Source organism: Nocardioides limicola, assembly GCF_016827675.1.
In the GTDB taxonomy this organism is placed as follows: Bacteria; Actinomycetota; Actinomycetes; order Propionibacteriales; family Nocardioidaceae; genus Nocardioides; species Nocardioides limicola.
This window is the reverse complement of sequence record NZ_JAERJA010000001.1, coordinates 444102-470205: the sequence shown is the minus strand read 5'-3', so window position 1 is coordinate 470205 and position 26104 is coordinate 444102. Positions and strand designations below refer to the sequence as shown.

25 protein-coding genes are annotated in these 26104 nt (G+C 69.4%); 15 read left to right on the top strand and 10 right to left on the bottom strand.

From position 1 onward, the window contains the following. Nucleotides 1–13 precede the first annotated feature (13 nt). The 3 genes from JKG67_RS02340 to JKG67_RS02330 are packed head-to-tail and all read left to right on the top strand — an operon-like array spanning nt 14 to nt 2153. Nucleotides 14–709, top strand: a complete 696-nt coding sequence (locus JKG67_RS02340; RefSeq protein ID WP_307816388.1) for a 5-oxoprolinase subunit PxpA — start codon at nt 14–16, stop codon at nt 707–709. After that, complete coding sequence (locus tag JKG67_RS02335; RefSeq protein WP_307816387.1) at nt 706–1311, top strand: 5-oxoprolinase subunit B family protein; 606 nt, start codon at nt 706–708, stop codon at nt 1309–1311. The genes JKG67_RS02340 and JKG67_RS02335 overlap by 4 nt, the downstream gene beginning before the upstream one ends. After that, a complete protein-coding gene (locus JKG67_RS02330; protein ID WP_203335627.1) occupies nt 1311–2153 on the top strand; it encodes a 5-oxoprolinase subunit C family protein in 843 nt (280 codons plus the stop codon). The genes JKG67_RS02335 and JKG67_RS02330 overlap by 1 nt, the downstream gene beginning before the upstream one ends. A gap of 46 nt (nt 2154–2199) precedes the next feature. Here JKG67_RS02330 and JKG67_RS02325 read toward each other — a convergent pair whose 3' ends face one another. Then, a complete protein-coding gene (locus tag JKG67_RS02325) occupies nt 2200–3510 on the bottom strand; it encodes a DNA polymerase IV (RefSeq protein WP_203335626.1) in 1311 nt (436 codons plus the stop codon). A 161-nt stretch (nt 3511–3671) separates the two neighbouring features. Between JKG67_RS02325 and JKG67_RS02320 the strand changes: the two genes are divergently transcribed. Further along, nucleotides 3672–4607, top strand: a complete 936-nt coding sequence (locus JKG67_RS02320; RefSeq protein ID WP_203335625.1) for a DUF4192 domain-containing protein — start codon at nt 3672–3674, stop codon at nt 4605–4607. On the opposite strand, the gene JKG67_RS02315 is transcribed toward JKG67_RS02320, so the two are convergent. After that, on the bottom strand, nt 4540–5028 hold the full coding sequence (locus JKG67_RS02315; protein ID WP_203335624.1) for a hypothetical protein: 489 nt from the start codon (nt 5026–5028) through the stop codon (nt 4540–4542). The two genes, JKG67_RS02320 and JKG67_RS02315, sit on opposite strands and share 68 nt — an antisense overlap. Nucleotides 5029–5136: 108 nt before the next feature. Here JKG67_RS02315 and JKG67_RS02310 point away from each other — a divergent pair, with 108 nt between their 5' ends. The 3 genes from JKG67_RS02310 to JKG67_RS02300 all read left to right on the top strand — a co-directional run bounded on the left by JKG67_RS02310 (nt 5137) and on the right by JKG67_RS02300 (nt 7679). Further along, nucleotides 5137–5547, top strand: coding sequence for a universal stress protein (locus tag JKG67_RS02310; RefSeq protein ID WP_203335623.1), 411 nt, complete (start codon nt 5137–5139; stop codon nt 5545–5547). Nucleotides 5548–5573: 26 nt separating this feature from the next. After that, nucleotides 5574–6140: an HhH-GPD-type base excision DNA repair protein gene (locus tag JKG67_RS02305; RefSeq protein WP_203335622.1), complete on the top strand. Its 567-nt coding sequence runs from the start codon at nt 5574–5576 to the stop codon at nt 6138–6140. Nucleotides 6141–6227: 87 nt separating this feature from the next. Beyond that, nucleotides 6228–7679: an RNA polymerase sigma factor gene (locus tag JKG67_RS02300; RefSeq protein WP_372442032.1), complete on the top strand. Its 1452-nt coding sequence runs from the start codon at nt 6228–6230 to the stop codon at nt 7677–7679. Between the two features lie 75 nt (nt 7680–7754). Here JKG67_RS02300 and JKG67_RS02295 read toward each other — a convergent pair whose 3' ends face one another. Further along, on the bottom strand, nt 7755–8192 hold the full coding sequence (locus JKG67_RS02295; RefSeq protein WP_203335621.1) for a universal stress protein: 438 nt from the start codon (nt 8190–8192) through the stop codon (nt 7755–7757). Nucleotides 8193–8439: 247 nt separating this feature from the next. Here JKG67_RS02295 and JKG67_RS02290 point away from each other — a divergent pair, with 247 nt between their 5' ends. The 3 genes from JKG67_RS02290 to JKG67_RS02280 all read left to right on the top strand — a co-directional run bounded on the left by JKG67_RS02290 (nt 8440) and on the right by JKG67_RS02280 (nt 11383). Next, on the top strand, nt 8440–8805 hold the full coding sequence (locus JKG67_RS02290; RefSeq protein ID WP_203335620.1) for a pyridoxamine 5'-phosphate oxidase family protein: 366 nt from the start codon (nt 8440–8442) through the stop codon (nt 8803–8805). 101 nt (nt 8806–8906) lie between these two features. Then, nucleotides 8907–10724: a sensor histidine kinase gene (locus JKG67_RS02285; protein WP_203335619.1), complete on the top strand. Its 1818-nt coding sequence runs from the start codon at nt 8907–8909 to the stop codon at nt 10722–10724. Further along, complete coding sequence (locus JKG67_RS02280; protein ID WP_203335618.1) at nt 10721–11383, top strand: response regulator; 663 nt, start codon at nt 10721–10723, stop codon at nt 11381–11383. The genes JKG67_RS02285 and JKG67_RS02280 overlap by 4 nt, the downstream gene beginning before the upstream one ends. 4 nt (nt 11384–11387) lie before the next feature. Here the strand turns inward: JKG67_RS02280 and JKG67_RS02275 are convergent, their stop codons facing one another. Continuing rightward, entirely contained in the window at nt 11388–11864 is a 477-nt protein-coding gene (locus JKG67_RS02275; RefSeq protein ID WP_203335617.1) for a DUF456 domain-containing protein, read from the bottom strand. Nucleotides 11865–11943: 79 nt separating this feature from the next. After that, the gene (locus JKG67_RS02270; protein WP_203335616.1) at nt 11944–12168 is read right to left on the bottom strand and encodes a DUF7455 domain-containing protein; all 225 of its coding nucleotides are present in this window, start codon (nt 12166–12168) and stop codon (nt 11944–11946) included. Nucleotides 12169–12539: 371 nt separating this feature from the next. Here JKG67_RS02270 and JKG67_RS02265 point away from each other — a divergent pair, with 371 nt between their 5' ends. Together JKG67_RS02265 and JKG67_RS02260 are read left to right on the top strand one after the other, a co-directional pair. Continuing rightward, on the top strand, nt 12540–14630 hold the full coding sequence (locus JKG67_RS02265; protein ID WP_203335926.1) for a DNA gyrase/topoisomerase IV subunit B: 2091 nt from the start codon (nt 12540–12542) through the stop codon (nt 14628–14630). 392 nt (nt 14631–15022) lie between these two features. Continuing rightward, nucleotides 15023–15202, top strand: a complete 180-nt coding sequence (locus JKG67_RS02260; RefSeq protein ID WP_203335615.1) for a hypothetical protein — start codon at nt 15023–15025, stop codon at nt 15200–15202. A gap of 75 nt (nt 15203–15277) precedes the next feature. On the opposite strand, the gene JKG67_RS02255 is transcribed toward JKG67_RS02260, so the two are convergent. The 4 genes from JKG67_RS02255 to JKG67_RS02240 all read right to left on the bottom strand — a co-directional run bounded on the left by JKG67_RS02255 (nt 15278) and on the right by JKG67_RS02240 (nt 20831). Further along, on the bottom strand, nt 15278–15808 hold the full coding sequence (locus JKG67_RS02255) for a beta-class carbonic anhydrase (protein WP_203335614.1): 531 nt from the start codon (nt 15806–15808) through the stop codon (nt 15278–15280). A 109-nt stretch (nt 15809–15917) separates the two neighbouring features. Continuing rightward, nucleotides 15918–17666: an MFS transporter gene (locus JKG67_RS02250; RefSeq protein WP_203335613.1), complete on the bottom strand. Its 1749-nt coding sequence runs from the start codon at nt 17664–17666 to the stop codon at nt 15918–15920. Next, nucleotides 17663–18346 carry an LppX_LprAFG lipoprotein gene (locus JKG67_RS02245; RefSeq protein WP_203335612.1) on the bottom strand — a complete coding sequence of 228 codons (684 nt, stop codon included), beginning with the start codon at nt 18344–18346 and terminating at the stop codon, nt 17663–17665. Before JKG67_RS02245 ends, JKG67_RS02250 begins: the two co-directional genes overlap by 4 nt. Nucleotides 18347–18350: 4 nt before the next feature. Continuing rightward, nucleotides 18351–20831, bottom strand: a complete 2481-nt coding sequence (locus tag JKG67_RS02240) for a DNA gyrase/topoisomerase IV subunit A (RefSeq protein ID WP_203335611.1) — start codon at nt 20829–20831, stop codon at nt 18351–18353. 88 nt (nt 20832–20919) lie between these two features. On the opposite strand from JKG67_RS02240, the gene JKG67_RS02235 reads away from it, so the two are divergent. From JKG67_RS02235 to JKG67_RS02225, 3 genes are read left to right on the top strand one after another with little or no spacing between them, the layout of a single operon-like run. After that, a complete protein-coding gene (locus JKG67_RS02235) occupies nt 20920–23604 on the top strand; it encodes a bifunctional acetate--CoA ligase family protein/GNAT family N-acetyltransferase (RefSeq protein ID WP_203335610.1) in 2685 nt (894 codons plus the stop codon). Between the two features lie 58 nt (nt 23605–23662). Further along, nucleotides 23663–24262 carry a DUF5998 family protein gene (locus tag JKG67_RS02230; protein WP_203335609.1) on the top strand — a complete coding sequence of 200 codons (600 nt, stop codon included), beginning with the start codon at nt 23663–23665 and terminating at the stop codon, nt 24260–24262. A 10-nt stretch (nt 24263–24272) separates the two neighbouring features. After that, the gene (locus JKG67_RS02225; protein ID WP_203335608.1) at nt 24273–25409 is read left to right on the top strand and encodes an alkaline phosphatase family protein; all 1137 of its coding nucleotides are present in this window, start codon (nt 24273–24275) and stop codon (nt 25407–25409) included. A gap of 30 nt (nt 25410–25439) precedes the next feature. On the opposite strand, the gene JKG67_RS02220 is transcribed toward JKG67_RS02225, so the two are convergent. Continuing rightward, nucleotides 25440–26099, bottom strand: coding sequence for a thymidine kinase (locus JKG67_RS02220; RefSeq protein ID WP_203335607.1), 660 nt, complete (start codon nt 26097–26099; stop codon nt 25440–25442). Nucleotides 26100–26104: the final 5 nt, after the last annotated feature.

Genomic DNA, 26104 nt, shown 5'->3' with positions numbered 1-26104 from the left:
TAGCCTCGGGGGTGTGGAGCAGGGCAGGCGCGTTGACCTGAACGCCGATCTGGGCGAGGAGATCACCGACGATCGCGGTCTGCTGGCGGTGGTCACCAGCGCCAACGTCGCCTGTGGCTACCACGCGGGCAGCCGGGAAGTGATGACGGCGGTCTGCGCCGAAGCGGCGATCCGTGGGGTCGCCGTCGGCGCCCAGGTGTCGTACGCGGACCGGGAGAACTTCGGCAGGGTGGCCCTGGACGTGCCCGCCCGCGTGCTCACCGAACAGGTCGCCGACCAGGTCGGCACCCTGCAACAGATCGCTGTGGCCGAGGGCACCCACGTCCGCTACCTCAAGCCTCACGGAGCCCTCTATCACCGCGTAGCCATCGACGAGGATCAGGCCGGGGCGGTACTGGCGGGTTCTGGAGAGCTGCCGGTGCTGGGGATGCCCGGTGCGGTGATCCTGAAGCTCGCCCGCGGGCTCGGGCGACGGACCGGGCATGAAGGATTCCCCGACCGGGGCTACACGGACCTCGGCACGCTGATGCCCCGGGGCGAGCCCGGGGCACTGATCGAGACGACCCCCGAGATCGTGACTGCGGCCCTGGCCCTCGCCGACTCGGTCGACTCGGTGTGCCTGCACGGTGACACCGCCGATGCCGTGGCCCACGCCCACGCCGTACGACGGGCCCTCAGCGATGCGGGCTTCGCCCTGGAGCCCTGGTGAACGCGATCACCGGGATCCGTCCGGTCGGACCTCACGCGGTGCTGGTGTCGGTCGCGGATGCGGACGCCGCGGTCGCGCTGGCCACGTGGGCGCGGGACCGACTGGATGCGGTCGACATCGTGCCCGCGGCCCGCAGCGTCCTCGTCGACGGGATCGCCGACGTGTCGCTCGTGACCGAACAGGTGGCGACCTGGCCCGGGCCGGCGCAGAGTACGCCGGGGCCGCTGGTGGAGCTCGAGGTGCGCTACGACGGGCCCGACCTCGCCGACGTGGCGCAGTTGTGGGGGTTGGCGCCGGACGAGGCTGCCCAGAGGCATGCGGACCTCGAGCATCGGGTGGCGTTCTGCGGGTTCGCGCCGGGGTTCGGCTACCTGAGCGGCCTCCCGGAGGAGTGGGCGGTGCCGCGGCTGTCGTCGCCCCGCTCCAGGGTGCCGGCCGGGGCGGTGGCGGTGGCGGACCAGTGGACCGGCGTCTATCCGCAGGCGTCGCCCGGCGGCTGGCGGATCATCGGGCATACCGATGCGGAGCTCTGGGACCCCCGACGGCAGCCTCCCGCGCTGCTCGCGCCCGGGGTCCGGGTGCGGTTCCGGCAGGTGCGGTGATGACCCTCGAGGTGTTGCAGGCGCCGCCCCGGACGACGATCCAGGACCGAGGCCGCCCCGGTTGGGCACATCTGGGCGTACCCCGGGCCGGGGCCCTCGATCGGCCGGCCGCCGACCTGGCCAATCGGCTGGTCGGCAACCACGAGTCGGCGGCCCTGGTGGAGGCTGTCATGGGTGGCCTGCGGCTGCGCGGCAGCGGCGGCCACTGGGTGGCGGTCACGGGCGCGGCCTGCCCGGTCTCGGTGAATGGACGGCCCGCCGGGTTCGGACGACCCGAGTGGCTGCCCGACGGGGGCGTGCTCGAGATCGGGACGCCGCCGGCCGGTGTTCGGGTGATGCTTGCCGTCGCAGGCGGCATCGCGGTACCCCCGATGCTGGGGTCGCGAAGCACCGACACCCTGGCGCAGGTGGGCCCGCCCTTCGTCCAACAGGGGCAACGTCTGCCGATCGGATCGCCGGCGGGACCGCCGCAACCCGTCGACGCGGTGCCGGCACGGCCGACCACGGCGATGCGGGTGTATCCCGGGCCCGGCCTGGACTGGTTCACACCCGGGGCACTCGAGGAGCTCTGCACCCGGCCGTGGACGGTGTCGACCGAGTCGGACCGGATCGGGATGCGTCTGGAGGGTCCGGCCCTGACCCGTGCGCGCACCGGGGAGATGCACAGCGAGCCGATGGTGTTGGGCAGTGTGCAGGTGCCCGCCAACGGCAGACCCCTGGTCTTCCTCGCCGATCATCCGGTGACCGGGGGCTACCCGGTGCTCGCCGTGGTCTCCGAGGCGGATCTCTGGGTCGCCGCCCAGTCACGCCCCGGCGAGACCATCAACTTCGCCCGCGCCTGATCGCCCAGGCAACTTCAGGACCGGGCAGCTTCAGGACCGGGCAGCTTCAGGACCGGTGCAGCGCCGGGTCGTCGGCCCGCAGGCTTCGCACCGGCCCGGGACCGCTGTCGCGGGTCTCGAAGCGCACGGTCACGATGCCCCGGCCGGACCCCCAGACCCAACCGGGCCCGTGTTCGTCGTGGACGACGTCGGCACCGGCAGGGAAATCGCGGTCCCTGCCGCGAGCCGTGGGGGGCTCGATCGGCGGATCGTCTCCGACGGGTGGGGCGTCGGCTGCGGCCTGGTCCGCGAAGAGATCCTCCTGGATCCAGTCAGCCAGCCCGGAGACACCCACCCCGAGCAGTCGGATGCCTCCGGTGACGTCGAGGTCGGCCAGCAGACCGGCGGCCGTCCGCGCGATGACGTTCGCGCTGTCCGTCGGTGTGGGCAAGGTGGCGGACCGGGTCAGTGTGGTGAAGTCAAATCGGCGGACCTTGATCGAGACGGTACGGCCCGACAAACCGTGCTCGGCAAGCCGGGCCGCGACCTGGGCAGCCTGCCTGGTCAGCACGCCGACCATCACCGATCGATCGGTGAGGTCGGTGTCGTAGGTGCCCTCGACACTGACCGACTTGGTGCTGCGGGCCACCTCGACGGCACGGTGGTCCTCGGCGCGGGCCAGGGCGTGCAGAGCATGGCCGTGCGCCTTGCCCACCTGCCGGACCAACTCGTCGAGACTCAGGGAGGCCAGTTCACCGACGGTGCGGACCCCGGTGCGCCTGAGACGCTCCGCGGTGGCCGGCCCGACGCCGGGGATCACGGTGACCGGCATCGGGTGCAGCAGCGCCGTCTCGGTGCCCGGGGGCACCACCACCAGGCCGTCCGGCTTGTCGAGATCGGAGGCCACCTTGGCCACGAACTTGGAGGTGCCGATGCCCACCGAGGCAGTCAGCCCCCCGGTGACCGCGGTGACCCGGCTGCGCAACGTCTCGGCGAACGCGGTGACGGTGGGCACCTCCAGATCCGGCAGGTCGGCCTCGGCCAGATCCACGAAGGCCTCGTCGAGGCTGAGCGGCTCCACGAGATCGGAGGCGGCCAGCAGCACCTCCATCACCTGCGCCGAGGTCTCCTGGTAGGCGCGGAACCGTCCGGCCAGGAAGGCTGCATGAGGGCATCTGGCCCTGGCCTCCCGGGTGGACATGGCCGAGCGGACCCCGAAGGCCCGCGCCTCGTAGGAGGCGGTGGCCACCACGCCACGCCCACCCGTGCCGCCGACCACCACCGGCTTGCCGCGCAGCGACGGCTTGTCGCGCTGCTCCACCGACGCGAAAAAGGCGTCGAGGTCCAGGTGCAGTACGGAGGCATGCGCACGGACCATGCCCGAAACCTACGTCCTCGGAGCAGTCCCAGCGTCGTGCGCTGGAGGTTTCCGACCCCAGAAGCGGACCGCTTCTGTCCGCTGAGCTGTGGAGGAGGGCACTTCGTCCACAGCCGAAACCTCTCAGGTGTGACGGCCGCGGCACCGGGCAGAACCTCCCCATGACCACTTCAGAGATGACCATGCGGGCCCGTTGCCCCGAAGACGTGCTGGCCATGGTGCCGGTGCTGCTCGGCTTCACGCCCACCGACTCGATCACGATGCTGACCTTCGGCGCCCGACACTCCTTCCATGCCCGGGTCGACCTGCCCGGGCGCGACGACCTGGAGGAGGTGATCGACGTGCTGCTGGCGCCGGCGCTCCAGCACCGTGTCCGCCAGGTCGTCTTCGTGCTCCACAGTGACGACGGGGGGCTGGCCGAACGTTGCTTCCGTGGCCTGCTGCGCGCCTTCGAGGAGGCCGGCATCGACGTCGCCGACGGGCTACGCGCCGACGGGCGACGCTGGTGGCCGCTGTTGGGGCCGACCCGGGTGCGGCGCGGCATCGGCACGGCGTACGACGTGAGCAGTCACCCGTTCCTGACCCAGGCCGTCTTCGCAGGGCGGGTGACCGTCGGCACCCGCGAGGACATCGCCGCCACCCTGTCGGCCGCCGAGCCCGGGCATCGGGCCCAGGTGGCCGCAGCGGCCGCGGCCGCGACGCCGGGCGACCCCGACTGGCTCCGCGAGGCCATCGCCTCCGGCACCGCACTCACACCGGACGTGGTGGGACGGGTGCTGGTGACCGTGCGCAGCGCCGCGGCACGAGAGGTGGTCCTGGAGACCCTGAACCGCCCCGACGCAGCTCGGGCCGTCCAGTGGTGGACGCATGCGGTGGCGCACGCTCCGGACGACCTCGCGGCCACCCCCGCGGCCATCCTGGCGTTGGCGGCCTGGCTCGTGGGCAACGGGGCGCTGGCCTGGTGTGCGGTGGACAGGTGCCGCCGGTCCGATCCGAGCCATCCTTTGGCGGACCTGGTCGCCGACCTGCTCAACCGGGCGGTGCCACCGTCAGTGTGGGAGGAGATGTCACGGCCGGGCTCCGACGACGCAGCCTGACCCACTGCCGACCGTCGCCGGTCCGGGGGTCGAACCAGCCCTGGCGGGTCACCACGACCAGGGTCGGGTCGACGCCCGGCACCGGCGACGGCAACGCCCGCTCGGCGTAGGCGGTGATCGTGGCGGACAACCAGAGGTGGTCATCATCGCTCGGGGTGAGCGCCCCGGGCCGGACCAGCCACACCGCCGGGACCAGGGACGACCCGGCGGCCCACCGGTCGATCAGCGCACCGACGATGTCGGCGGACCAATCGTGATCGGGCCGCGGCGGGGCGGCCAGTGCCACGGAAGCGACCGCGGGGGCACCGCAGTGCAGAGTGGTCGGGAATCGGGTGCGGCGCGCGTCGGACTCGCGTAGCCCGAGCACGACCTCGCGCCAGTGGTGGCGCCACTGGTCGGGGTGGGTGTTCACGGGGTCCATGCCCTCAGCCTGCCCGAGGCCGGTCTTCGGGGCTCGCCGATTTCCACAGGTACCCCCGGGGCGCCTGATCCGCTAGCGTGAGGGCGTCGTCGAAACGAAGGGGTTGCCATGGGCAGCGTGGTCGTCGGATATGTCGCCACACCGGAGGGGGAGGCCGCGCTCGACAAGGCGGTCTCGGAAGCCAAACTCCGGGGGAGTTCCCTGGTCGTGGTGAACTCGCGCCGAGGCGGTCAGGGCTACGACGCCGAAGCCCACTCCCAGGCCGAGCAGGAGATGGCAGCCGCCAAGGAGAAGCTCCAGAACTCCGGGGTCGAGTTCACCATCCGACCCCTGGTCCGCGGGTTCGAGCCCGCCGAGGATCTGATCTCGATCGCCGAGGCCAATCAGGCGGAGCTGATCGTGATCGGTCTGCGTCGCAGGTCACCGGTGGGCAAGCTGATCCTGGGCAGCAACGCCCAACGCATCCTGCTCGATGCGCACTGCCCGGTGATGGCGGTCAAGGCCGACGACAACCGATAGCCCGACCCGCGTGGCACGATGCCCCCATGAACTTCCAGATCTGCCAGGAGCCTGCCGCCGACAAGGTGCTGGACGAATCCCCGTTCGGTGTGTTGATGGGCATGATGCTGGACCAGCAGTACCCGATGGAGCAGGCATTCAAGGGCGCCGCGAAGGTGTTGGAGCGGTTCGGAACGCTTGACCCCGGCGCCATTGCGTCGGCGGACCCCGAGGAGTTCGCAGCCCTGTGTGCGACGCCCCCGGCCGTCCACCGGTTCCCCGGCTCGATGGCAGCCCGCCTCCAGGAGCTGGCGCGCATCGTGGTCGAGGAGTACGACTCCGATGCCAGCCGGATCTGGTCCGAGGCCACCGATGGGCGGGATCTGTTGCGGCGGATCCAGGCACTGCCCGGCTTCGGGAAGCAGAAGGCGCAGATCTTCACCGCCCTGGTCGCCAAGCAACTCGACGTACGCCCTGACGGTTGGGAGAAGGCCGCGGGGGACTACTCGCTGGACGGCTACCGGTCGGTCGCCGACGTCGTCGACGCGGACTCCCTGCAGCGGGTCCGCGACTACAAGAAGCAGAAGAAGCAGGCGGCGAAGAGCACCGGATGAGGCGTCACTGGGATGCCGTGGCAGAATGACCAACCGCGGCACTTGACGGAACCGGGCCTTGCCGCGCCCACCAGTCGCTCACGAGAGGTGTTCGTGTCCTCGAACCCACGCACCAAGCTCCCCGCCGGCGTGTTGTCACACCCGGCTGTCGCGGCCCTCATCGAGGGAGGGGCCAGGGCGCTCACCCCCGACGAAGTGCGCCGAGCCAGCGAGGAGGCCGCGGTGGAACCGCGGCACCTCAAGGGACTCCTTGCGCATCTGAGTGGCCTCGGCTTCGAGGTGCACCTGACGTCTGAGTCGACCGCGGCCGCCGCCGCGTCCTCTTCGACGCGCAAGACCACGACAGCCAAGAAGGCACCGGCCGCCAAGCCGGCCGCCAAGCCGGCCGCGAAGAAGGCGGCTCCGGCCAAGAAGGCAGCTCCGGCGAAGAAGGCCACCACCGCGGCCGAGGCGAAGGTCGAGGTCGTCATCGGGCCCGACGGGAAGAAGATCCTCCCCGACATCCCCGACGAGCAGTTCGAGAAGGACGTCGTCGCGGACCCGACGATCAAGGAGGACGAGAAGGAAGCCTTCGTCGTCTCCGCCGCCGATGACACCGACGAGCCCGAGCAGCAGGTGATGGTTGCCGGCGCCACCGCAGACCCGGTCAAGGACTACCTGAAGCAGATCGGCAAGGTCTCGCTGCTCAACGCGGAGATGGAGGTCGAGCTCGCCAAGCGGATCGAGGCCGGCCTCTTCGCCGAGGAGAAGCTCGGCAAGGGCGGCCGGATCAGCCCCAAGATGCTGGACGAGCTCGAATGGATCGCCGACGACGGTCGCCGGGCGAAGAACCACCTGCTGGAGGCCAACCTCCGTCTGGTGGTCTCCCTCGCCAAGCGCTACACCGGTCGCGGGATGCTCTTCCTCGATCTGATCCAGGAGGGCAACCTCGGCCTGATCCGGGCCGTGGAGAAGTTCGACTACACCAAGGGCTACAAGTTCTCCACCTATGCCACCTGGTGGATCCGGCAGGCGATCACCCGGGCGATGGCCGACCAGGCGCGCACCATCCGGATCCCGGTGCACATGGTGGAGGTCATCAACAAGCTCGCGCGGGTGCAGCGCCAGATGCTGCAGGACCTGGGCCGGGAACCGACCCCCGAGGAGCTCGCCGCCGAGCTCGACATGACACCGGAGAAGGTCGTCGAGGTCCAGAAGTACGGCCGTGAGCCGATCTCGTTGCACACCCCCCTGGGGGAGGACGGCGACTCCGAGTTCGGTGACCTGATCGAGGACTCCGAAGCCATCGTGCCCGCGGACGCGGTCTCGTTCACGCTGCTCCAGGAGCAGCTGCACGCGGTCCTGGACACTCTGTCGGAGCGCGAGGCAGGAGTGGTGTCCATGCGGTTCGGGCTCACCGACGGCCAGCCGAAGACGCTCGATGAGATCGGCAAGGTCTACGGGGTCACCCGGGAGCGGATCCGTCAGATCGAGTCGAAGACCATGTCGAAGCTCAGGCACCCCAGCCGTTCCCAGGTGCTGCGCGACTACCTGGACTGATCCACAGCCCGGCCCACGATGTGGCACGGCGCACCGACCCCGCGGGGCCGGTGCGCCGTACTTGTGGGAGTGGGATCACTCCTGGTCGGGTACCACCACGACCGGGACCTTGGCGTGCCGCACTGCGTAGGTGCTCGCCGAGCCCAGCACGGCCCGGGAGAGTCGTCCCTTGTCGGTGGCGCCGACCACCAGCATCGCGCCGTCTGCGGACCGATCGACGAGCAGCTGTCCTGCGTCCGTGTGCTCGACGGTCCGGATGATGTCCGGGGTGCGCTCAAGTCCTCCGACGACGTCCTTGATCAGCGCCTCCTGGGACTCCTCGGCACGTTCACGAAGAGCGGCGGCCTGGAGTCCGAGGATGGACTCCTCATACGTCGGGGTCGACCAGGCCGTGACCACCTCGACGTTGGCTCCACGCAGCAGCGCTTCCTGCACCGCGAACGTGAGTGCCGCGCGTGAGGCGTCCGATCCATCCACGCCGACGACGATGGTCTGGGGGGCGTTGTCGTTCATGTTGCTCCTCCTCGTGCTTGCTTGTCTCCATTCCACCCGATCTGGACCACCCGCGTCCTGAGGCGTCCTACCTTCCACGGTACGTCCAAAGGTCCCGGAGCGCTCGGGGCCACGGGCCCTGTCCTTCGACCGATCGGCCAGGGATCCTTGGGGGAGGACGATCGGGTGTCGGCAACTAGGAGGCGTGATGAGGATGGACGAGCGATGGTTTGCGAGCCACCTTCGTGAGATCGGCAACGAGGAATGCTTGGATCTCGTCAGAACCCGCAGCGTCGGCCAGATCGCCTACTGCGTGGATCAGGGGCCGGTGGTCTTCCCGGTCAATCACACCGTCGCCGACGACGCGATCCTGGTCCGAGTATCGCCGTTCTCCGGCCTGGCCCGCCGGCTGCGGGTGCTTGGTCAGGTGCCGGCGAGCTACCAGGTCTTCGAGTACGACGAGTACACCTCCACCGGCTGGAGCGTGCTGATCAGGGGCCGGGCCGAGAGCCTCGAGTACGACGAACTGCCGGAGGAGGCCGACCGGCCACACCCGTGGGCCGAGGGCGGCCGGAACCTGCTGGTGCGGATCACCCCCCTGGAGGTCACCGGCCGCCGCCTGCTCGCCGCATGACCTTGGCGGTCCCCGTGGAGGTTCGGTGGCAAACGCCCATGCCCACGCCCACACCGGAGTAACATGACGACGACGTCATGGGAGGCCGGAGGAGCGTGTCGATGGTCGAGTCCGCTGACCCGCCCCCAGGGACGGGACTGTTCGGGCAAGGCGTGCTGCCGTCCTCGGCGCTCGCCCCGCTCGCGCATGCCGAGCTGTCGGACCTCCTCAACGAGGTGCTCGGCAGGGTCGGCCAGATGATGGATGACCAACGGCGGCTCAGACTGCTGTTGGACTCGGTGACCGCCATCGCCCGGGATCTGTCCCTGGACACGGTGCTGGAACGGATCGTCCGGTCTGCCTGCGACCTGGTCGACTGCAGTTACGGCGCGTTGGGAGTGCTCGGCCCAGGGGATGAGCGGCGGCTGACGTCGTTCGTCACCTGGGGGCTGACGGCCGAGGAGGCCGCACGGATCGGAGAACTGCCGCGGGGCCACGGCCTGCTCGGCCTGATCATCGACCGGCCCGAGCCGGTCCGCCTCCACGACATCGCCGATCACTCCGAGAGTTACGGCTTCCCCCCCAATCACCCGCCGATGCGGAGCTTCCTCGGCGTCCCGGTCCGGATCCGTGACCAGGTGTTCGGCAACCTCTACCTGACCGAGAAGGCGGGCGGTCAGGACTTCACCGAGGACGACGAGGCGGTGGTGCTGTCGCTGGCCACCGCCGCTGGTGTGGTGATCGAGAACGCGCGGCTCTACCAGGAGGCTGAACGCCGTGAGGTCTGGCTGCAGGCCACCGCGGACATCACTGCCCTGCTGCTCGGACCGGTCAGCAAGGAGCAGGCACTGCAGACGGTGGCGGACCGCGTGCGGGCGGTGGCCGGTGCCGACGTCGTGACCGTGGTGCTGACCGACTCAGCGCGTCGGCTTCGCCTGCACACGGTGGCCGGGGCGGGCGCCGAGGGCGTCGCCGGCCGCGAGCTCGACCCGGACACCACGCTCGCCGGTGAAGTGGTGCGCAGTGGCGCCCCTGTCGTGGTCTCGGATCTGCGCGCCGAGGCCGAGCGGGCCTCGGACCTGGTAGGCACACCCGGCTGGGACGAACTGGGGCCGGCGGTGCTGGTCCCGATGACCTCGTCGGTAGGAGTCGAGGGCGTCCTGTGCCTGGCCTGGCGGCCGGTGAATGCGATGGCGTCGATCGGGTTGGACGTGGCCATGGCCCAGACCCTGGCCGAGCAGGCGGCGCTCGCGCTGCACGTGGCCAGGGCGCGGGATGCGGAGGCCAAGCTGGTCCTGTTCGAGGACCGCGACCGGATCGCCCGCGACCTGCACGACCTGGTCATCCAGCGTCTCTTCGGCGTCGGGTTGGCGCTGGAGAACACCGCGGCCATCCCCGAATCGGCGGCAGTGGCTCAACGACTCTCGGAGGCGGTGGACAACATCGACGCCACCATCAAGGAGATCCGCCGCTCCATCTTCGGGCTCACCGCCACCCCCGGCTCGGAGGACGTACGGGTCGCCGTCACCGAGGTGGTGAACGCCGCTGCCGAGGCGCTGGGTTTCCCGGCGCAGCTGAGCCTCACCGGCCTGGACGAGGGTGTCCTCAACGCCCAGGTCGGCGTCCAACTCGTGGCCGTGACCAGGGAGGCCCTGTCGAACACGGCACGCCACGCCCGCGCCACCCAGGTCGAGGTCCGCCTGGACGTCGCCGAGACCGTGCGGCTGACCGTGAGCGACAACGGCGACGGCATCGAACCGGGGGCGGTCTGGAGTGGCCTGAACAACCTCAAGACCCGCGCCGAAGCACTCGGCGGCACGCTCGCCTTGACAGGCGAGTCCGGTGGGACCACCTTGATATGGGAGGTTCCGCACCTGTCGGATCGCGGTGCCCACCGGGGCTCCGGAGCTCGGGCGATGCAGAGAGGAGTCGAGTCATGACCCAGGGCGAGGCGTTGGAGGGCGCACCCGACCCGGTTCGGGTGTTCCTGGTCGACGACCACGAGATCGTTCGTCAGGGGGTGCGTGAACTGCTGGCCCGCCAGGGGGGCATCGAGGTCGTCGGTGAGGCCGACAGCGTGGCCCAAGCACTGCAACTGATCCCGGTGGCCCGACCGCACGTGGCGGTGCTGGACGACCGGCTCCCCGACGGATCGGGAGTCGAGGTGTGCCGGGAGATCCGAAGCAAGTGCCCCAACATCGCCGTCTTGATCCTGACCGCCTATGACGACGAGTCGCTCTTCGACGCGATCACGGCGGGGGCGGCCGGCTACCTGTTGAAGCAGGTGCGCGGCAGCGACCTGGTGCGCACCATCCGGACCCTCGCTGCCGGTGGCTCCACGCTCGACCCGGCGGTCACTCGGCAGGTCCTCGAGCGGGTCCGCGGCGGCGACGCGGAGGACCCTGCCCTGGCCTCACTGACCCACCAGGAGCGCCGGATCCTGGAACTCCTCGGCGAGGGGATGACCAACCGGCAGATCGCCGAGGCCATGTTCTTGGCCGAGAAGACGGTGAAGAACTATGTCTCCACGGTGCTCGGCAAACTGAACCTGGAGCGCCGCGCGCAGGCGGCGGTCTACGCCAGCAAGCACCTTCCCTGAACCGTCAGAGCCACCAGAGCACGGCCAGCAGCCACCCGCACAGCACCAGGAAGGCCAGGGTCGCCTCGATGAGGATCCCCAAGCCCACCGAGCGCACCGCCACCGTGGTGGTCACCCGGGCGTCTGCCGGCCCCACGCGGAGCGTCTCGGCCAGGTAGACCCCGGCCACGAAGCCGAGGATGAGTCCGATCACCGGCACCACGAAGAAGCCCGCGACGGCGGCCACCACCCCGATCATGATGCTGCGTCCGGGGACCCCGGAGGCCTTCAGGCGCTTGCCCGGGACGGCGTACCCGGTGACTGCCCCCGCGATGAGCACGGAACCCCCCACCAGCACCACCCACCAGGCGTCACCACCGGCGTACACCCCCCAGCCCAGCAGAGTGAGCAGCATCAGCAGGGTGCCCGGCAGCACCGGGACCACGATGCCTGCCACCCCGATCAGCAGGAGGAGTCCGACCACTATCTCGACGATGCTCATCCGAGTCTGCCTCCGGACACGCAACTGGCCCCGGACCGAAGGGTCCGGGGCCAGCCGTGTCGAGTGTGGGGGCCGGCGATCAGTGCTGGCCCTCGGCCTGGGTGCCGGCGAGCTTGTGGGTCTCGTCCTGGACCGTGACGGCGATCTGCCGCAGGGCCTCACCGTGCTCGCGGGCGTGGTGAGCGCAGAAGAGAAGTTCGCCACCGGTGGCGAGCTCGACACGCAGGTAGGCCTGGGCGCCGCAACGGTCGCAACGGTCGGCAGCGGTCAGGGCAGTGGCGTCGGGGGCAACTACAGTGGTCACTTCGGCCTCTTCTCTCTCCTCGGCGTCCTGTCGTGGAGCACAACCTAGCCGGTGCCTCCAACATTCCCGCACCGACCGTGATCTACTCCACGTGGAGCCGATATCCAATCACGGACCACGTCGTCCTGCTCAGAATTCTCCGGTGGGTGGGACACCCGCTGAAGGTTCCTTACTAGTACAACGTCCACCATCTCCAACGGTGACGTGATCCCGGCTCGGTTTCGCCACGATGTTGCCGCATCGGTGTCGATTCGTGACCGTGGTCGCCTTCACTGTTGATGAAGTCCAACCTAGACCCGCGGCCGCCGTCGGTGCGGTAGGCGAGCCTGCGTCGGCCTCGGGCGTGTCGCGGGTAGATTTCAAGCGTACCCATCACGTCCCTGCGAGCCTGGAGCACCACGATCGACACCACGTACAACGCCGCACACCTCCTGGTCCTCGAAGGCCTGGAGGCGGTCCGCAAACGCCCGGGGATGTACATCGGCTCCACCGACACCCGCGGCCTGATGCACTGTGTCTGGGAGGTGATCGACAACGGCGTCGATGAGGCACTGGCCGGCGCGGCCACTCGTGTCGAGGTCACCCTGCACCGCGACGACTCGGTCGAGGTGTACGACGACGGCCGCGGCATCCCGACCGACAAGGAGCCCCGGACCGGGCTTCCCGGCGTGGAGGTGGTCGCCACCAAGCTGCACGCCGGCGGCAAGTTCGGTGGCGGTTCGTATGTGGCCACCGGTGGCCTGCACGGAGTGGGGCTCTCGGTGGTGAACGCGCTGTCGGCGCGGATGGACATCGATGTGGACCGGGCACCCTCACAGCAGGGGCTCTCCTTCCAGCGTGGCGCCCCGGGGGTCTTCAGCACCGAGGGACCGGGCGGGCAGTTCGAGGCCAGGTCCGGTCTGACCCGGAAGGGCAAGCGGGTCTCGAAGACCAACAGCGGCACGCGGGTCCGGTTCTGGCCGGACCGGCAGATCTTCACCCGGGATGCGACCTTCGTCTTCGAGGAACTGGTCACCCGGGCCAGGCAGACCTCCTTCATCGTTCCCGGTCTTGAGTTGGTCATCCGTGACCTGCGAGGTGACGACCCACGCGAGGAGAAGTTCCGCCACGACGGCGGGATCGCCGAGTTCGCGGAGTTCCTGGCCCAGGACGAGCCGGTCACCGATGTGCTCCGCCTGCAGGGCTCGGGCACCTTCACCGAGACGGTCCCGCTGCTTGACGAAGCAGGACACATGACTCCCCAGGAGGTCGAACGCGAGCTCGGCGTCGACGTGGCCATCCGGTGGGGTCTCGGCTATGAGACCCAGGTGCGTTCCTTCGTGAACGTGATCGCCACCCCCAAGGGCGGCACGCACGTGTCGGGATTCGAGAACGCCCTCACCAAGACGTTCAACGAGGTTATGCGAGCCGGCAAGACCCTCAAGGTCAACGATGCCGATGTCATCAAGGACGACGTGCTCGAGGGACTCACCGGGGTGGTGACGGTGCGCCTGGCCGAGCCGCAGTTCGAGGGTCAGACCAAGGAGATCCTCGGCACTCCGGCGGCCCGGGCCATCGTCCGGAAGGTGGTGGCAGGGGAACTGAAGGCGTTCCTCACCTCCACCAAGCGTGCCGAGAAGGCGCAGGCCAAACTGGTCATGGACAAGGTGGCCGGAGCCGCCAGGACCCGGATCGCAGCCCGGCAGCACAAGGAGACCCAGCGCCGCAAGAACGCGCTGGAGTCCTCGGCGCTCCCGGCCAAGTTGGCCGACTGTCGCGCCGCGGACAATGAACGCACCGAACTCTTCATCGTCGAGGGGGACTCGGCGCTCGGCACCGCGAAGCTGGCCCGCGATTCGGAGTTCCAGGCCCTGCTGCCGATCCGCGGCAAGATCCTGAACGTGCAGAAGGCGTCGGTGGCCGACATGCTCAAGAACAGCGAGTGTGCCGCGATCATCCAAGTGGTCGGTGCAGGCTCGGGCCGTACCTTCGACCTCGACGCGACCCGGTACGGGCGGATCATCTTCATGGCCGACGCCGACTCGGACGGGGCGCACATCCGCTGTCTGTTGGCGACGCTGTTCTACAAGTACATGCCTGACCTGATCCAGTCCGGCCGGGTCTTCTCGGCCGTTCCACCGCTGCACCGGATCGAGTTGTCGAACCCGAAGAAGGGCATGGAGAAGTACCTCTACACCTACTCCGATGACGAACTGCAGCGGAAGTTGGCCGAGCTCACGAAGAAGGGGGTCCGCTGGAAGGACCCGGTGCAGCGCTACAAGGGCCTGGGCGAGATGGACGCTGACCAGCTGGCCGAGACCACCATGGATCCCCGGCATCGCACCTTGCGCCGGATCACCGTCGATGACGCCAGCGAGGCGACCCGTGTGTTCGAGTTGCTGATGGGCTCAGACGTCGCCCCGCGCAAGGAGTTCATCGTTGTGAACGCAGGACATACAAGCGTCGAAGACCTCGACTTCTGATGGCCTCCAGGTACGCCGCCGCACGTGTGCGCGACTACGTGCCTTGGCTTGTGGGGACCGCACTATTGTTCATCGCTGACCTTCGGTGGGATGTGGGCTGGTGGTTCTGGGCGGGCATGGTCACGGGGTTTGTCGCCACGGAGGTCGCCAAGTGGCGCATGCGCCGACTCAATCGGGAGTTCGCCCCGCACCTTCCGTGGCTGCGTGAGCAGGACGGCGATGACGATGTGCCGGTGTAAGCGGTTCATCGTGCACAACGGAGGGCATCTCAGCGACGAGGACCTCGACTTCTGATGTCAGTTGGCGACCTCGACCGAGCCGACACCCGATACGAGACGGCGGAGGCCGCGGTTCTGACGGTTCTCCGCGCTGGGGCCTCTGGCGAAGAACTCGTGGCTCCCTTTGAAGCCGCAGCGCGGGCGGCCGAAGAGTTGAATGCGGCTGCCTACGCCGAACTCCACCGGTCGGTAGGTGAACGACGCGCCGAACTCGACTACCTCACCGAGGTGACCGAGGTGCTGAGTGAACTCTGGCGAGACATCGCGGACGCTGCGGCAGAGGGGAACAGGTAATGCGTCCACGCAAGGAGTTCATCGTGCAGGGCGCCTACGAGGTGGATGTCGAGGCGCTGGACGCCTGAGCGTCGATCAGAACTTCTGCTCGAGCAGGCCGGTGTCGACGTGGTAGAGGAAGCCGCCCACCTTCACCGAGTCGGGGATCAGCGGATGGGTGCGCACCCGGCGTAGGTCCTCCGCCAGGGCCGCTGTCTGGTCCGGCACCACGTTGAAGGGTTGCCACGAGGCATCCTGGCCGGCCGACTTCCCTACCTTGATCCGCAGGTCCTCCTCGGTGTTGGCAGCCATGGCGCACCGGGTGTGCGGGATCACCAGCACTCGTTCGACCCCCAGCAGGTGAGCGCCGAGGACCAGAGCCTCGAGAGCCTGTGGGGTCACCCGGCCACCGGGATTGCGGAAGATCTTGGCGTCCCCGTGGGTCAGTCCGAGCATCTTCAGCGGGTCGATCCGGGAGTCCATGCAGGTGACGATGGCGATGCCGGCCTTCGCCACGCCGTCGAAGCCGGCGTACTCGAAGGTCTCGGCATACTTCCGGTTGGCCTCGATCAGGTCGGCGAAGTCGCCGGAGTCGGCGGGCGGGGTCGGGAACTGTGCGGCGTCCATAGGGCGAAATCTATCCGGATCCGGTGTCGGCGAGGTGACCCGTCCCAGCACGCTGTGTTCCGCCGACCTCACCGCTTCACGGCAGGGGCGCCCAGTTCATCGGAAAGTTCTACCCCGACGCCCGCAGGGTCTCCGCAGCCGGCAGGCCCCGGGTCCTGGCGCTGCGGAAGAGGATCAGGGCGAGCAGCCCGGCCACCGCACAGCAGACCGCCGCCCCGGCGAACACGGTCTGCTGCTGCGCGATCCCGGCCTCCTGCAGGAGCACGGTGAACTCGGGACAGCGACTCAAGCCGTCGCAGACCTCGCGGATCGGCGGCAGGTCGCTCTGGGCGGCGTAGTAGCGACGCAGACCCAGGGTGGTCAGTGCCGAGATGCCCACCAGCATCCCGACCATCCTCGCCACCACTACCAGGGCACTGGCCAGGCCGTGCACCGCCGACTCGGTGCTGGCCAGCACGGCGGCGTTCACCGGAGCGAGTGCCAGGCCGAACCCCAAGCCGGCGAGAACCAGTGCCACATCCGAGGACCAGTGCCCCAGTGCGTCGAGTCCCCAGTTGCTCATCATCGTGAAGCCGATCACGGACAGGAACATGCCCGCCCCCGTCACCACACCCGCCGGAGCGACCCGCAGCAGGAACCCTCCGGCGACCGCGCCCACCGGCAGGGCCACCAGGAAGCGCAGCAGCACCAGCGCCGCCATCAGTTGGGAGTCCGGGTACGCCGTGGTCCGTGCGAACAACGGGATGTCGATCAGGGCAGCGATCAGCGCCGCCCCGACGAAGAAGCTGACCAGCAGGCCGCCCCAGGCGGGCGTACGGGCCAGGGCACCGCGGGGCACCAACGGGGCCTTGGCGCGCCGCAGGTGCAGCAGCAGGCCCACGCCACCCACGCCGGCCACACCGAGCCAGGCCAGCCCGTGCTCGCTGAAGACCTCGATCTCGGGGTCCGCGGTGGAGAAGGCCAGGATCACCCCACCCAGAGCCACGGCCAGCAGCAGTGAGCCGGGCAGGTCCGCCGCTCGCAGCGACCCCCACCACGACCGGAGGTCGACCAGCGGATGGGCACCGGTCAGGCACCGCACGACGAAAGCGACGGTGAGCGCGAGTGTGGCCAGACCGACGCTGGTCATCCACCTGCTCTCACCGGCCAGCGGGATGAAGATCTGGCCCCACGTCACGTCCCGCATCAGCGCCTGTGGGCGGACCATCGTCACCACGGCAGCCCCCAACGCGAGCGGGAGCAGCAGGCTCCCGGCAGCTGGACGCCGGGCGCGGGGTCCCCGGGGGGAACGCCTGCGTTCGCCGACACCGGCACGGATCGCCGCCGCCAACACCAGGCCGACCACCAGATTGATGACGAAGATGGTCCGCCAGCCCGCCACCGACAGCACCAACGCGCCGAACAACGGTCCGGCCACGCTGCCCAACTCCTGCACCGCGGACACCAGACCGAGCGGCACCCCCCGTCGGTGCACCGGGTAGAGGTCCGCGACCAGCGCCAGCGTGGCCGGGACCAGCCCGCCGCCGCCGACGCCTTGCAGGAACCTGCCGGTCACCATGCTCGGCAGGTCGTATGCCAGGGCCGTCACCAGCGAGCCCACCGCGAAGATCAGCAACGAGGCGATCAGCACCGGCACCCGGCCCTGGAGGTCGGCGATCCTGCCGATCATCGGCAGCATCGCGACGTACCCCAACAGGAATCCGGAGATGATCGGCGCTGCGCGTTGCAGTTCGTCGATCGGGATCCCGGCGCTGCCCATCATGTCCGGCAGGGCCAGCACCACCACGTAGGTGTCGACGGCAGCGAAGCCCACGGCCACCGCGGCCAGGGCCAGCAGGAGCCGGGGGGAGCGGATCACGGAGCGGTGATCTCCTGGGCAACGTCGTAGTCGACGAAGGTGATCACATAGGACATCGGCGCAGCGTCGGGGTAGAAGACCCCGGTCAAGGTGGCATCGCGCAACTCGCCGCCGGAGATGGTGAAGCTGGCGTCCACGTCACCGGTCGCGGTCGGCAGGAACCGGCGTACCGCCTCCTCGGGCAGCACGGCTGCGTACTCGGTGAGCACCTCGCGGTTCTGTTCACCACCGCGGACGCTGCCGGTCTCGGTGACGTCGGTGGCGTCGGTCAGCAACGTCGCCAGACCCTGCTCGGGGTCGAGGAAGGTGGACGGGTCGGGGATCCCGTAGGCGCTGGGATCGATGTCGCTCCACCCCGTCACCAACGGCAACTGCACGTAGACCGTGTCATCGACCGCCACCACCGGGACCTGCACCTGGGTGCCCGCGAAGACGACGTCGACGGTCCCCTCGAAGGCCGGTGCCCGAGTCAGCACTCCCTCGGCGGCGGCCAGACCCTGGACGCCTCGGGGGAGGCCGTCACTGGTGATCCGGAGTTGGACCCCGCTGGTGGCGTCGATCCGCTCCTTGGCCTGGGCCAGCACGCTCGCCGGACTGATTGCCGGGGCCGGGTCGTCGGTGCACGAACTGAGCAGAAGGACGAGGAGGACACCACTCAGGAACGTCCACGGATTCACCATGGGGTCAGCCTGCCACAGGGGGCGTAGCGACGAACCTGGACGCTACCTCCGGGGCGACCGCTGCGATCGGCTGAGCCACCGGTACGCCGGACCCGTCCCGGCGACCACCCGGTTCGGGCAGTTCGACCGGTGCGCCGCTGGCCGCCGCGGCGCGTGCCGGAGCTGCTCCGGCCCAGGCCACGATCAGGGTGTCCTCACCCTTGAGGAAGCGGTGGCAGCGCACCCCGCCGGTCCCTCGTCCCTTCGGTGGGTACTCGGCGAAGCTGGTCACCTTGACCGAGCCGACCTCGGTGCCCGGGAGCGCGGTCGACGATCCCGATGCGGTGACCACCACGGCGTCCTCGGAGTCGACGACACCGAACCAGGCCACGGTGGCATCGTCGGCGAGCCTGATCCCGGCGATGCCGCCACCGGATCTGCCCTGGGGGCGCACCAGTTCAGCGCTGAAGCGGAGCAACTGCGCGTCGGTGGAGATGAAGCACAGCTCCTCGGTCCCGGTGCGCAGCTCGACGGCACCGACCACCTCGTCACCGTCCTTGAGCGCGATGATCTCCCAGGAGTCCTTGCCGAGCACCTCGGGGTTCACGCGTTTCACCACACCCTGACTGGTGCCCAGGGCCAGACCCGGCCCGTCCTCGGTCAGCGAGGTCAGGGCGAGCACCCGTTCGCCCGGTTCCAGGGCCAGGAACTCGCTCAGCGGATGTGCCCCGGCCAGATGCGGATGGTTCGCTGTGGCCGGGAGCTGGGGGAGCTCCAGGACACCGAGCCTGACCAGACGGCCCTGATTGGTCAGCACCCCGACCTCGCCCCGGGCGGTGCTGCGCACCGCCGAGACGATCACGTCGTGCTTGCTCCGGGCGCCTTCGGCCCCCGGCACCTCGTCGCTGCTGGTGCGCGCCAGGAGTCCGGTCGAGGAGAGGTAGACCAGGCACGGGTCGTCGGGCACCTCCAGCGGCGTGCTGGCCGCGGCCAGCGCCTGAGTGCCCGCAGACTCCAACAGCACCGTCCGTCGCGGGGTGCCGAACTTCTTGGCCACCTCAGCCAGTTCGTCCGATACCACCCGCCGCAGCAGCCCCTCATCGGCCAGGATCGCGTCGAGCTCGGTGATGGTCTGTTCGAGCTCGCCCTTCTCCTTCTCCAACTCCAACTTCGAGAACCGGGTGAGTCGCCGCAGCGGCATCTCCAGGATGTACTCGGCCTGGGTCTCGGTCAGCTCGAACACCGTCATCAGCCGCTGCTTCGCCTCCGCCGCGTTGTCGCTGGCCCGGATCAGTTGGATCACCTCGTCGATGTCGAGGATCGCGATGAGCAGGCCGTCGACCAGGTGGAGTCGGTCGGCGGCCTTGCGACGCCGGAACGCGGAGCGGCGCCGGACCACGTCGTACCGATGACCGAGGAAGACATCGAGCAGTTCCTTCAACCCCAGGGTGCGAGGCTGGCCCTCGACCAGCGCCACCGTGTTGATGCCGAAGCTGTCCTCCATCGGCGTCTGCTTGTAGAGCTGTTCGAGCAGCACGTCGGGGTTGATGCCGTTCTTGACCTCGATCACCAGCCGGAGACCTTTGGCGCGGTCGGTGAGGTCCTTGATGTCGGAGATACCGGAGAGCTTCTTGTTCTGCACCAGCGTCTTGATCCGTTCGATCACCCGCTCGGTGCCGACACCGTAGGGGAGCTCGGTGACCACGATCCCCTTGCGTCGCGGGCTGACCTGCTCGACACGCGCCGTGGCCCGCATCTTGAAGGTGCCGCGCCCGGTCTCGTAGGCGTCACGGATGCCCTCCAGGCCGACGATCTTGCCTCCGGTGGGCAGGTCGGGGCCGGGGATGAACCTCATCAGATCGTCGGTGGAGGCGTTCGGATGCTTGATCAGGTGCCGCAGCGCCTGGACCACCTCGACCAGGTTGTGCGGGGCGATGTTGGTGGCCATCCCGACCGCGATCCCGGTGGTTCCGTTGACGATGAGGTTCGGCAGCGCCGCCGGCAGGACCGTCGGCTCCATCTCGCGGGAGTCGTAGTTGGCCTTGAAGTCGACCGTGTCCTCGTCGATCGACTCGGTCATCGCCACGGCGGGGGCGGCCATCCGGCACTCGGTGTATCGCATCGCCGCGGGGGAGTCGTCGGGGGAGCCGAAGTTGCCGTGGCCGTCGATCATCGGCACCCGCATCGACCAGGACTGGGACATCCGCACCAGGGCGTCGTAGATGGCGCTGTCACCGTGCGGGTGCAGTCGACCCATCACCTCACCGACGACGCGGGCGCTCTTCACGTGCCCGCGGTCGGGCCGCAGGTTCATGTCGTTCATGGTGGCCAGGATCCGGCGCTGCACCGGCTTGAGCCCGTCCCGGGCGTCAGGCAGGGCCCGGGAGTAGATCACCGAGTAGGCGTACTCGAGGAAGGATCCCCGCATCTCGTCGGAGACGTCGATGTCGAGGATGTGCTCCTCGAAGTCGTCGGGGAGCGGGGTCTTGGTGCTTCGGCGTGCCATGCCCGACATTCTTCCCGCCCAGTGCCGCGCATCTGCGGGTGGCACGCCCGTCGCACTGTGATTCGTCGGTCTCCACTAGATTTGTCCCATGCCAGCCGACGATCTCGAAGCCCCCAGGCACTGGGAGGCCGACGTCGTGCTGCGGGACGGGCGCACCGCCCACATCAGGCCGATCCGGGCGAGCGACGCAGAGCTGCTGGTCGAGTTCTACGCCCGGGTGTCCGACACCTCCAAGTACTACCGGTTCTTCACCGCCATGCCCACCCTGTCCGAGCGGGACGTGGACCGGTTCACCCAGGTGGATCACCACGACCGGGTCGCGTTCGTGGTGCTGGTCGCCGAACAGATGATCGCCGTCGGCAGGTACGACGTGGTGGAGCCCGGAGAGGCCGAGGTCGCCTTCCTCGTGCAGGACGAGCATCAGGGTCGCGGCATCGCCCAGATCCTCCTCGAACACCTCGCCCAGGCCGGTCGCGAGCGTGGCGTGGAACGCTTCCGTGCCGAGGTCCTGCCCGACAACCAGCGGATGATCCAAACCTTCCGGGATGCCGGCTACCGGGTGGCCGGCGGCTACGAGGACGGGGTGATGCTGCTCGAGTTCCCGATCGACCCCACCGACACCGCGATCGGCGTCATGCAGCACCGCGAGCACCGGGCCGAAGCCACCTCGATCCAGACCTTCTTCAACGCCAAGTCGGTGGCCGTGATCGGCGCCAGTCGCCGTCAGGACACCATCGGCCGGGCGTTGGTGCGGAACCTGGTCACCGGCGATTTCACCGGACGGGTGTACGCCGTGAACCCGAGCGCCGACGCGGTGAGCGGCCTGCCGGCGTACAAGAGCGTCGTGGACATCGAAGGACCGGTCGACGTCGCGGTGGTGGCGGTGCCGGCCGAGGCCGTGCAGGACGTGGTGCTCGACTGTGCCGCCAAGGGCGTGCACGGGCTGGTGGTGATCTCGTCGGGGTTCGCGGAGACCGGCGACGAGGGCCGGCGCCGGCAACGGAGACTGGTCGGGCTGGCCCGCTCGTACGGTCTGCGACTGATCGGCCCGAACTGCCTCGGGGTGATCAACACCGACCCGCAGACGTCGCTGAACGCCTCCCTCTCGCCGCTGATGCCGGCGCGAGGGCGTGCCGGCTTCTTCTGCCAGTCCGGGGCGCTCGGCTCGGCGATCCTGGAGAAGGTCAACAATCGTGGGCTCGGCCTGTCCACGTTCGTCTCGGCCGGCAACCGTGCCGACGTCTCCGGCAACGACCTGCTCCAGTACTGGGAGGAGGACGACGCCACCGAGGTGGTGCTGCTCTACCTCGAGTCGATCGGAAACCCGCGCAAGTTCTCCCGGATCGCCCGGCGGGTGTCCCGACGCAAACCGATCATCGCGGTGCGGTCGGGGCGCACCACCCAGGGCGTCCCGATGGGTCACACGGTCCGCAGCATCGGCGCGCCACAGCAGGCGGTCGACGCGATGTTCCGACAGGCCGGTGTCATCCAGGTCGACACGCTCGACGAGATGTTCGACGTGGCCCAGTTGCTCGCCCACCAGCCCCTGCCGGTGGGCCGACGGGTCGCCGTGGTGGGCAACTCCGATGCGCTCGGCCTGCTCGCGGCCGACGCGGCCTCGGCCGTCGGACTGGTCGTGAACCGATCTGAGTCCTTGGGCGCCGAAGCAGGCGCCGAGGAGTTCGAGGATGCGCTCGATGCCGCCATCGACGACCCGGAGGTGGACTCGGTGGTGGCGGTCTACATCCCCCCGTTGAACGTGACGGGCGAGGAGGTGGCCAACGTGCTCGCCGCGGTCGGTGAACAGTCGGACAAGCCGCTGGTCTCGACCTTCCTCGGCTCCGAAGGCGTTCCCGAACTCCTCCGCGTGCCCGACGTCGCCGGCGCCACCGCCGGTCGTGGCTCCGTGCCGTCGTACCCGGCGGTCGAAGCGGCCGTCCGGGCGCTCGCCCGCGTGGTCGAGTACGCCGTGTGGCTGCGCAGCCCGGAAGGTCCCGCGGTCCGCGACGGCGAGACCGACCTGCCCGCGGCGAAGCAGGTGGTCAGCGAGATCCTGGCCGGAAGCCCCGACGGGAGGGAGCTGACCCGCAGCGAGCTCGCCCAGCTGCTGAGTCACTACGGCGTCGAGGTGGCCGACTGCATCGACGTGGCCAGTGTCGAGGAGGCGGTGGCGGCAGGCAAGAAGCTCGGCTGGGGGGTGGTGCTGAAGGCCACCGACGAGCGGCTGCGTCAGCGCCCGGACCAGTCGCACGTGTGGCGCAACATCCAGTCGGTCCGTGAGATGAAGGACGCCTGGGCCACGCTGAGCCGGCTTGCCGACGATGTCACGTTCGTCGTCCAGCGGAACGCGGCCCCGGGGGTCCCGGTGGCCATCACCAGCGGCGAGGACCCGCTGTTCGGCCCGGTGGTCTCGTTCGGGATCTCGGGTCCGCTCACCGAGCTGCTGCAGGATCGGTCCTTCCGGATCCCGCCGCTGGCCGAGTCCGAAGCCGCGGAGATGATCCGCGAGGTGCGTTCGGCGCCGTTGATGTTCGGCTACCGGGGCGCGGAACCGGTGGACGTGAACGAACTCGAGCGGCTGGTGCGGATGGTGGCAACCCTGCAGAACGACCTGCCCCAGGTGCGGTCGCTGGACCTGTCGCTGGTGCTGGTCAGTGGCGACGGGGCGGCCGTGCTCAACGCGACCGCCGAGGTGGGGCCGGTGACCGACCTGCGATCTGATCTGCTGGTCCGCCGACTGAGCACCATCCCCGGTGACACGCTGCCGCAGTGACCGCCCGGTCGGCACCTCGACAGTGTGCCCTGGTGGAGGCCCATGACAGACTCGGTCCATGCGCAGCCGTACCACCGACCCCCACGCTGACCACACCGATCGCAGTCGCGAACTGCGGGCGGTCATCGATCGCACCGGCTACTACCCCGAGGTGGTCTCGGACGGGGTGGCCACCGCGGTGGCCGGCGAACCGGTGGTGGACTTCTATGTCCATCACGAGCCGACGATCGAGCGTGACGAGGTGCGTCGGCACATCACCGTGGTGGTGCTGACCCCGACCCGGTTGATCCTGGCGCACACCGACGAGCACGGGGGCGACGATCTTCTGCCGGAGCCCTACACCTCCACCTCGACCGAAGCGATCACCCTCTCCTCGATCAAGTCGGTGGTGGTGACTCGGATGGTGACCAACCCCCTCAACGGTCCCTCCCAACCGGCCGAGGCCGTGCTCACACTCGGGTGGGGGACGATGGGGCGCCTCGACCTGGAGCCTGCCAGTTGCGGCGATCCGCAGTGCGAGGCCGACCACGGCTACACCGGATCGATCGCCTCCGACGATTTCACCCTGCGGGTGTCCGCGGCGGCTGACGGCCACGATTCGGTGTCCGGCCTGATCGGCTTCGCCGAGGCACTGTCGGCTCGGACACGGGGTCGTTGACGCGGTGACCATGGGGGACCAGGCTCTCTCGGAGTTCGTTGAACCCGCCTACCAGCAGCGCTCCCTGGGCGACGTCGTACCGGCGGTAGCGGCCGCTCTGGGCGCCGGCCAGGTGGGTGTCACCCCCTCGGGTCTGACGTTCCCCGACGCCGGCTCGTACGTCATCTTCCTGATCGACGGCCTGGGGGCCGAACTGTTGCGCCGCCATGCCGACGACGCGCCTTTCCTGGCCGCGCTGCTCCAAGGGCAGGCAGCAGGGACCGCCGGGGTGCCGTCCACCACCGTCACCAGCCTCACCTCGTTGGGCACCGGACTGCCTCCGGGTGCCCATGGGATGGTCGGGTTCACCGCGCGGATCCCGGGCACCGACCGGCTCCTGAACGGACTGTTCTGGGATGACACGGTGATGCCCGAGGAGTGGCAGCCCCACGACACCGCGTTCGCGCAGGTGGCTCGGGCCGGTATCGAGATGACGCTGGTGAACAAGCGGGAGTTCGCCCGCAGCGGGTTGACACGCGCGGCGCATCGGGGAGCGGCGTACGTCGGTGCCGACCGGCTCGGGGAGCGGATCGCGGCGGTCGCAGCCGCGGCCCGGGTGACCCCGTCGGTGACCTACATGTACGAAGGGGACCTGGACTGGACGGGGCACCAGTACGGGGTGGCCTCACGACAGTGGCGGGACCAGTTGGCCATGGTGGACGCCGAGGCCGAACGGGTACGGGAGTCGTTGCCCCGCCATGCTCGGCTGGTGGTGGTGGCAGATCACGGCATGGTGGACTCGCCCGCGCACAGCAGGATCGACATCGCCGCGCTCCCCGAGCTGAGCGACGGGGTGGCCCTGGTCGGCGGTGAGGCACGCTTCCGGCATCTCTACTGCCGGCACGGCGCGGTCGACGATGTGGTGGACCGGTGGCGCGCCATCCTCGGTGGCCGCGCCGAGGTGCTGACTCGCGGCGAGGCGGCCGGGCGTGGCTGGTTCGGGGCGGTGGACCCGCTGGTGAACCCCCGGATCGGTGACGTGGTGGTGGCCTGCCGAGGTGACCTGGCGGTGCTGGAGACGGGGTCCTTCCCCTACGAGGCGGACCTGATCGGGCTGCACGGCTCGCTCACGCCCGACGAGATGCTGATCCCGATCCTCATCTGCTGACTCGCTCCCCTTTGACAGGACAGGGGTGGGTCAGCCGAAGGGGAGGGGCTCTGGTGCCAGGGAGACGGCCTTGGCCCGGGCCGCGGTCAGTCGGCGGCGGAAGTGCTGACGGCACAGCACCTCGTAGGCGACATCCACCCGGTCCTCCGGGGAGGGAGCAGGCGCGGTGTCCCCGACCACCACCACCTCACCCTCGGTGACCATGACGCCATCCTCGGTGCGGGCGTTATGGGTGGCCCGCTTGCCGCACCAGCACAGTGCCTCCACCTGGAGCACGTGCATCCGGTCGGCGAGCTCCACCAGCCTGGCGCTGCCGGGGAAGAGTCGGGACCTGAAGTCGGTGAGGATCCCGAACGCGAAGACGTCCAGTTGCAGTTCATCGACGACCTTGGCCAGCTGATCGATCTGACCCGGCTCATAGAACTGGGCCTCGTCACAGATCAGGTAGTCGATCCGGCCACCCCGGGTCAAGGTCTCGACCACGTGCCGCCAGAAGTCGAAGTCGGGGGCGACCTCGGTGGCTTCGTGGGTCAGGCCGAGCCGGCTGGACAGCGTCGCCGCGCCGGCACGGTCGTGGGCGGTGAAGATCTGGCCGACGCGCCCCCGGGCCGCGTGGTTGTGGTTCGTCTGCAGAGCCAAAGTGCTCTTGCCAGAATCCATGGTCCCGGTGAAGTAGTGAAGTTCGGCCACGACCG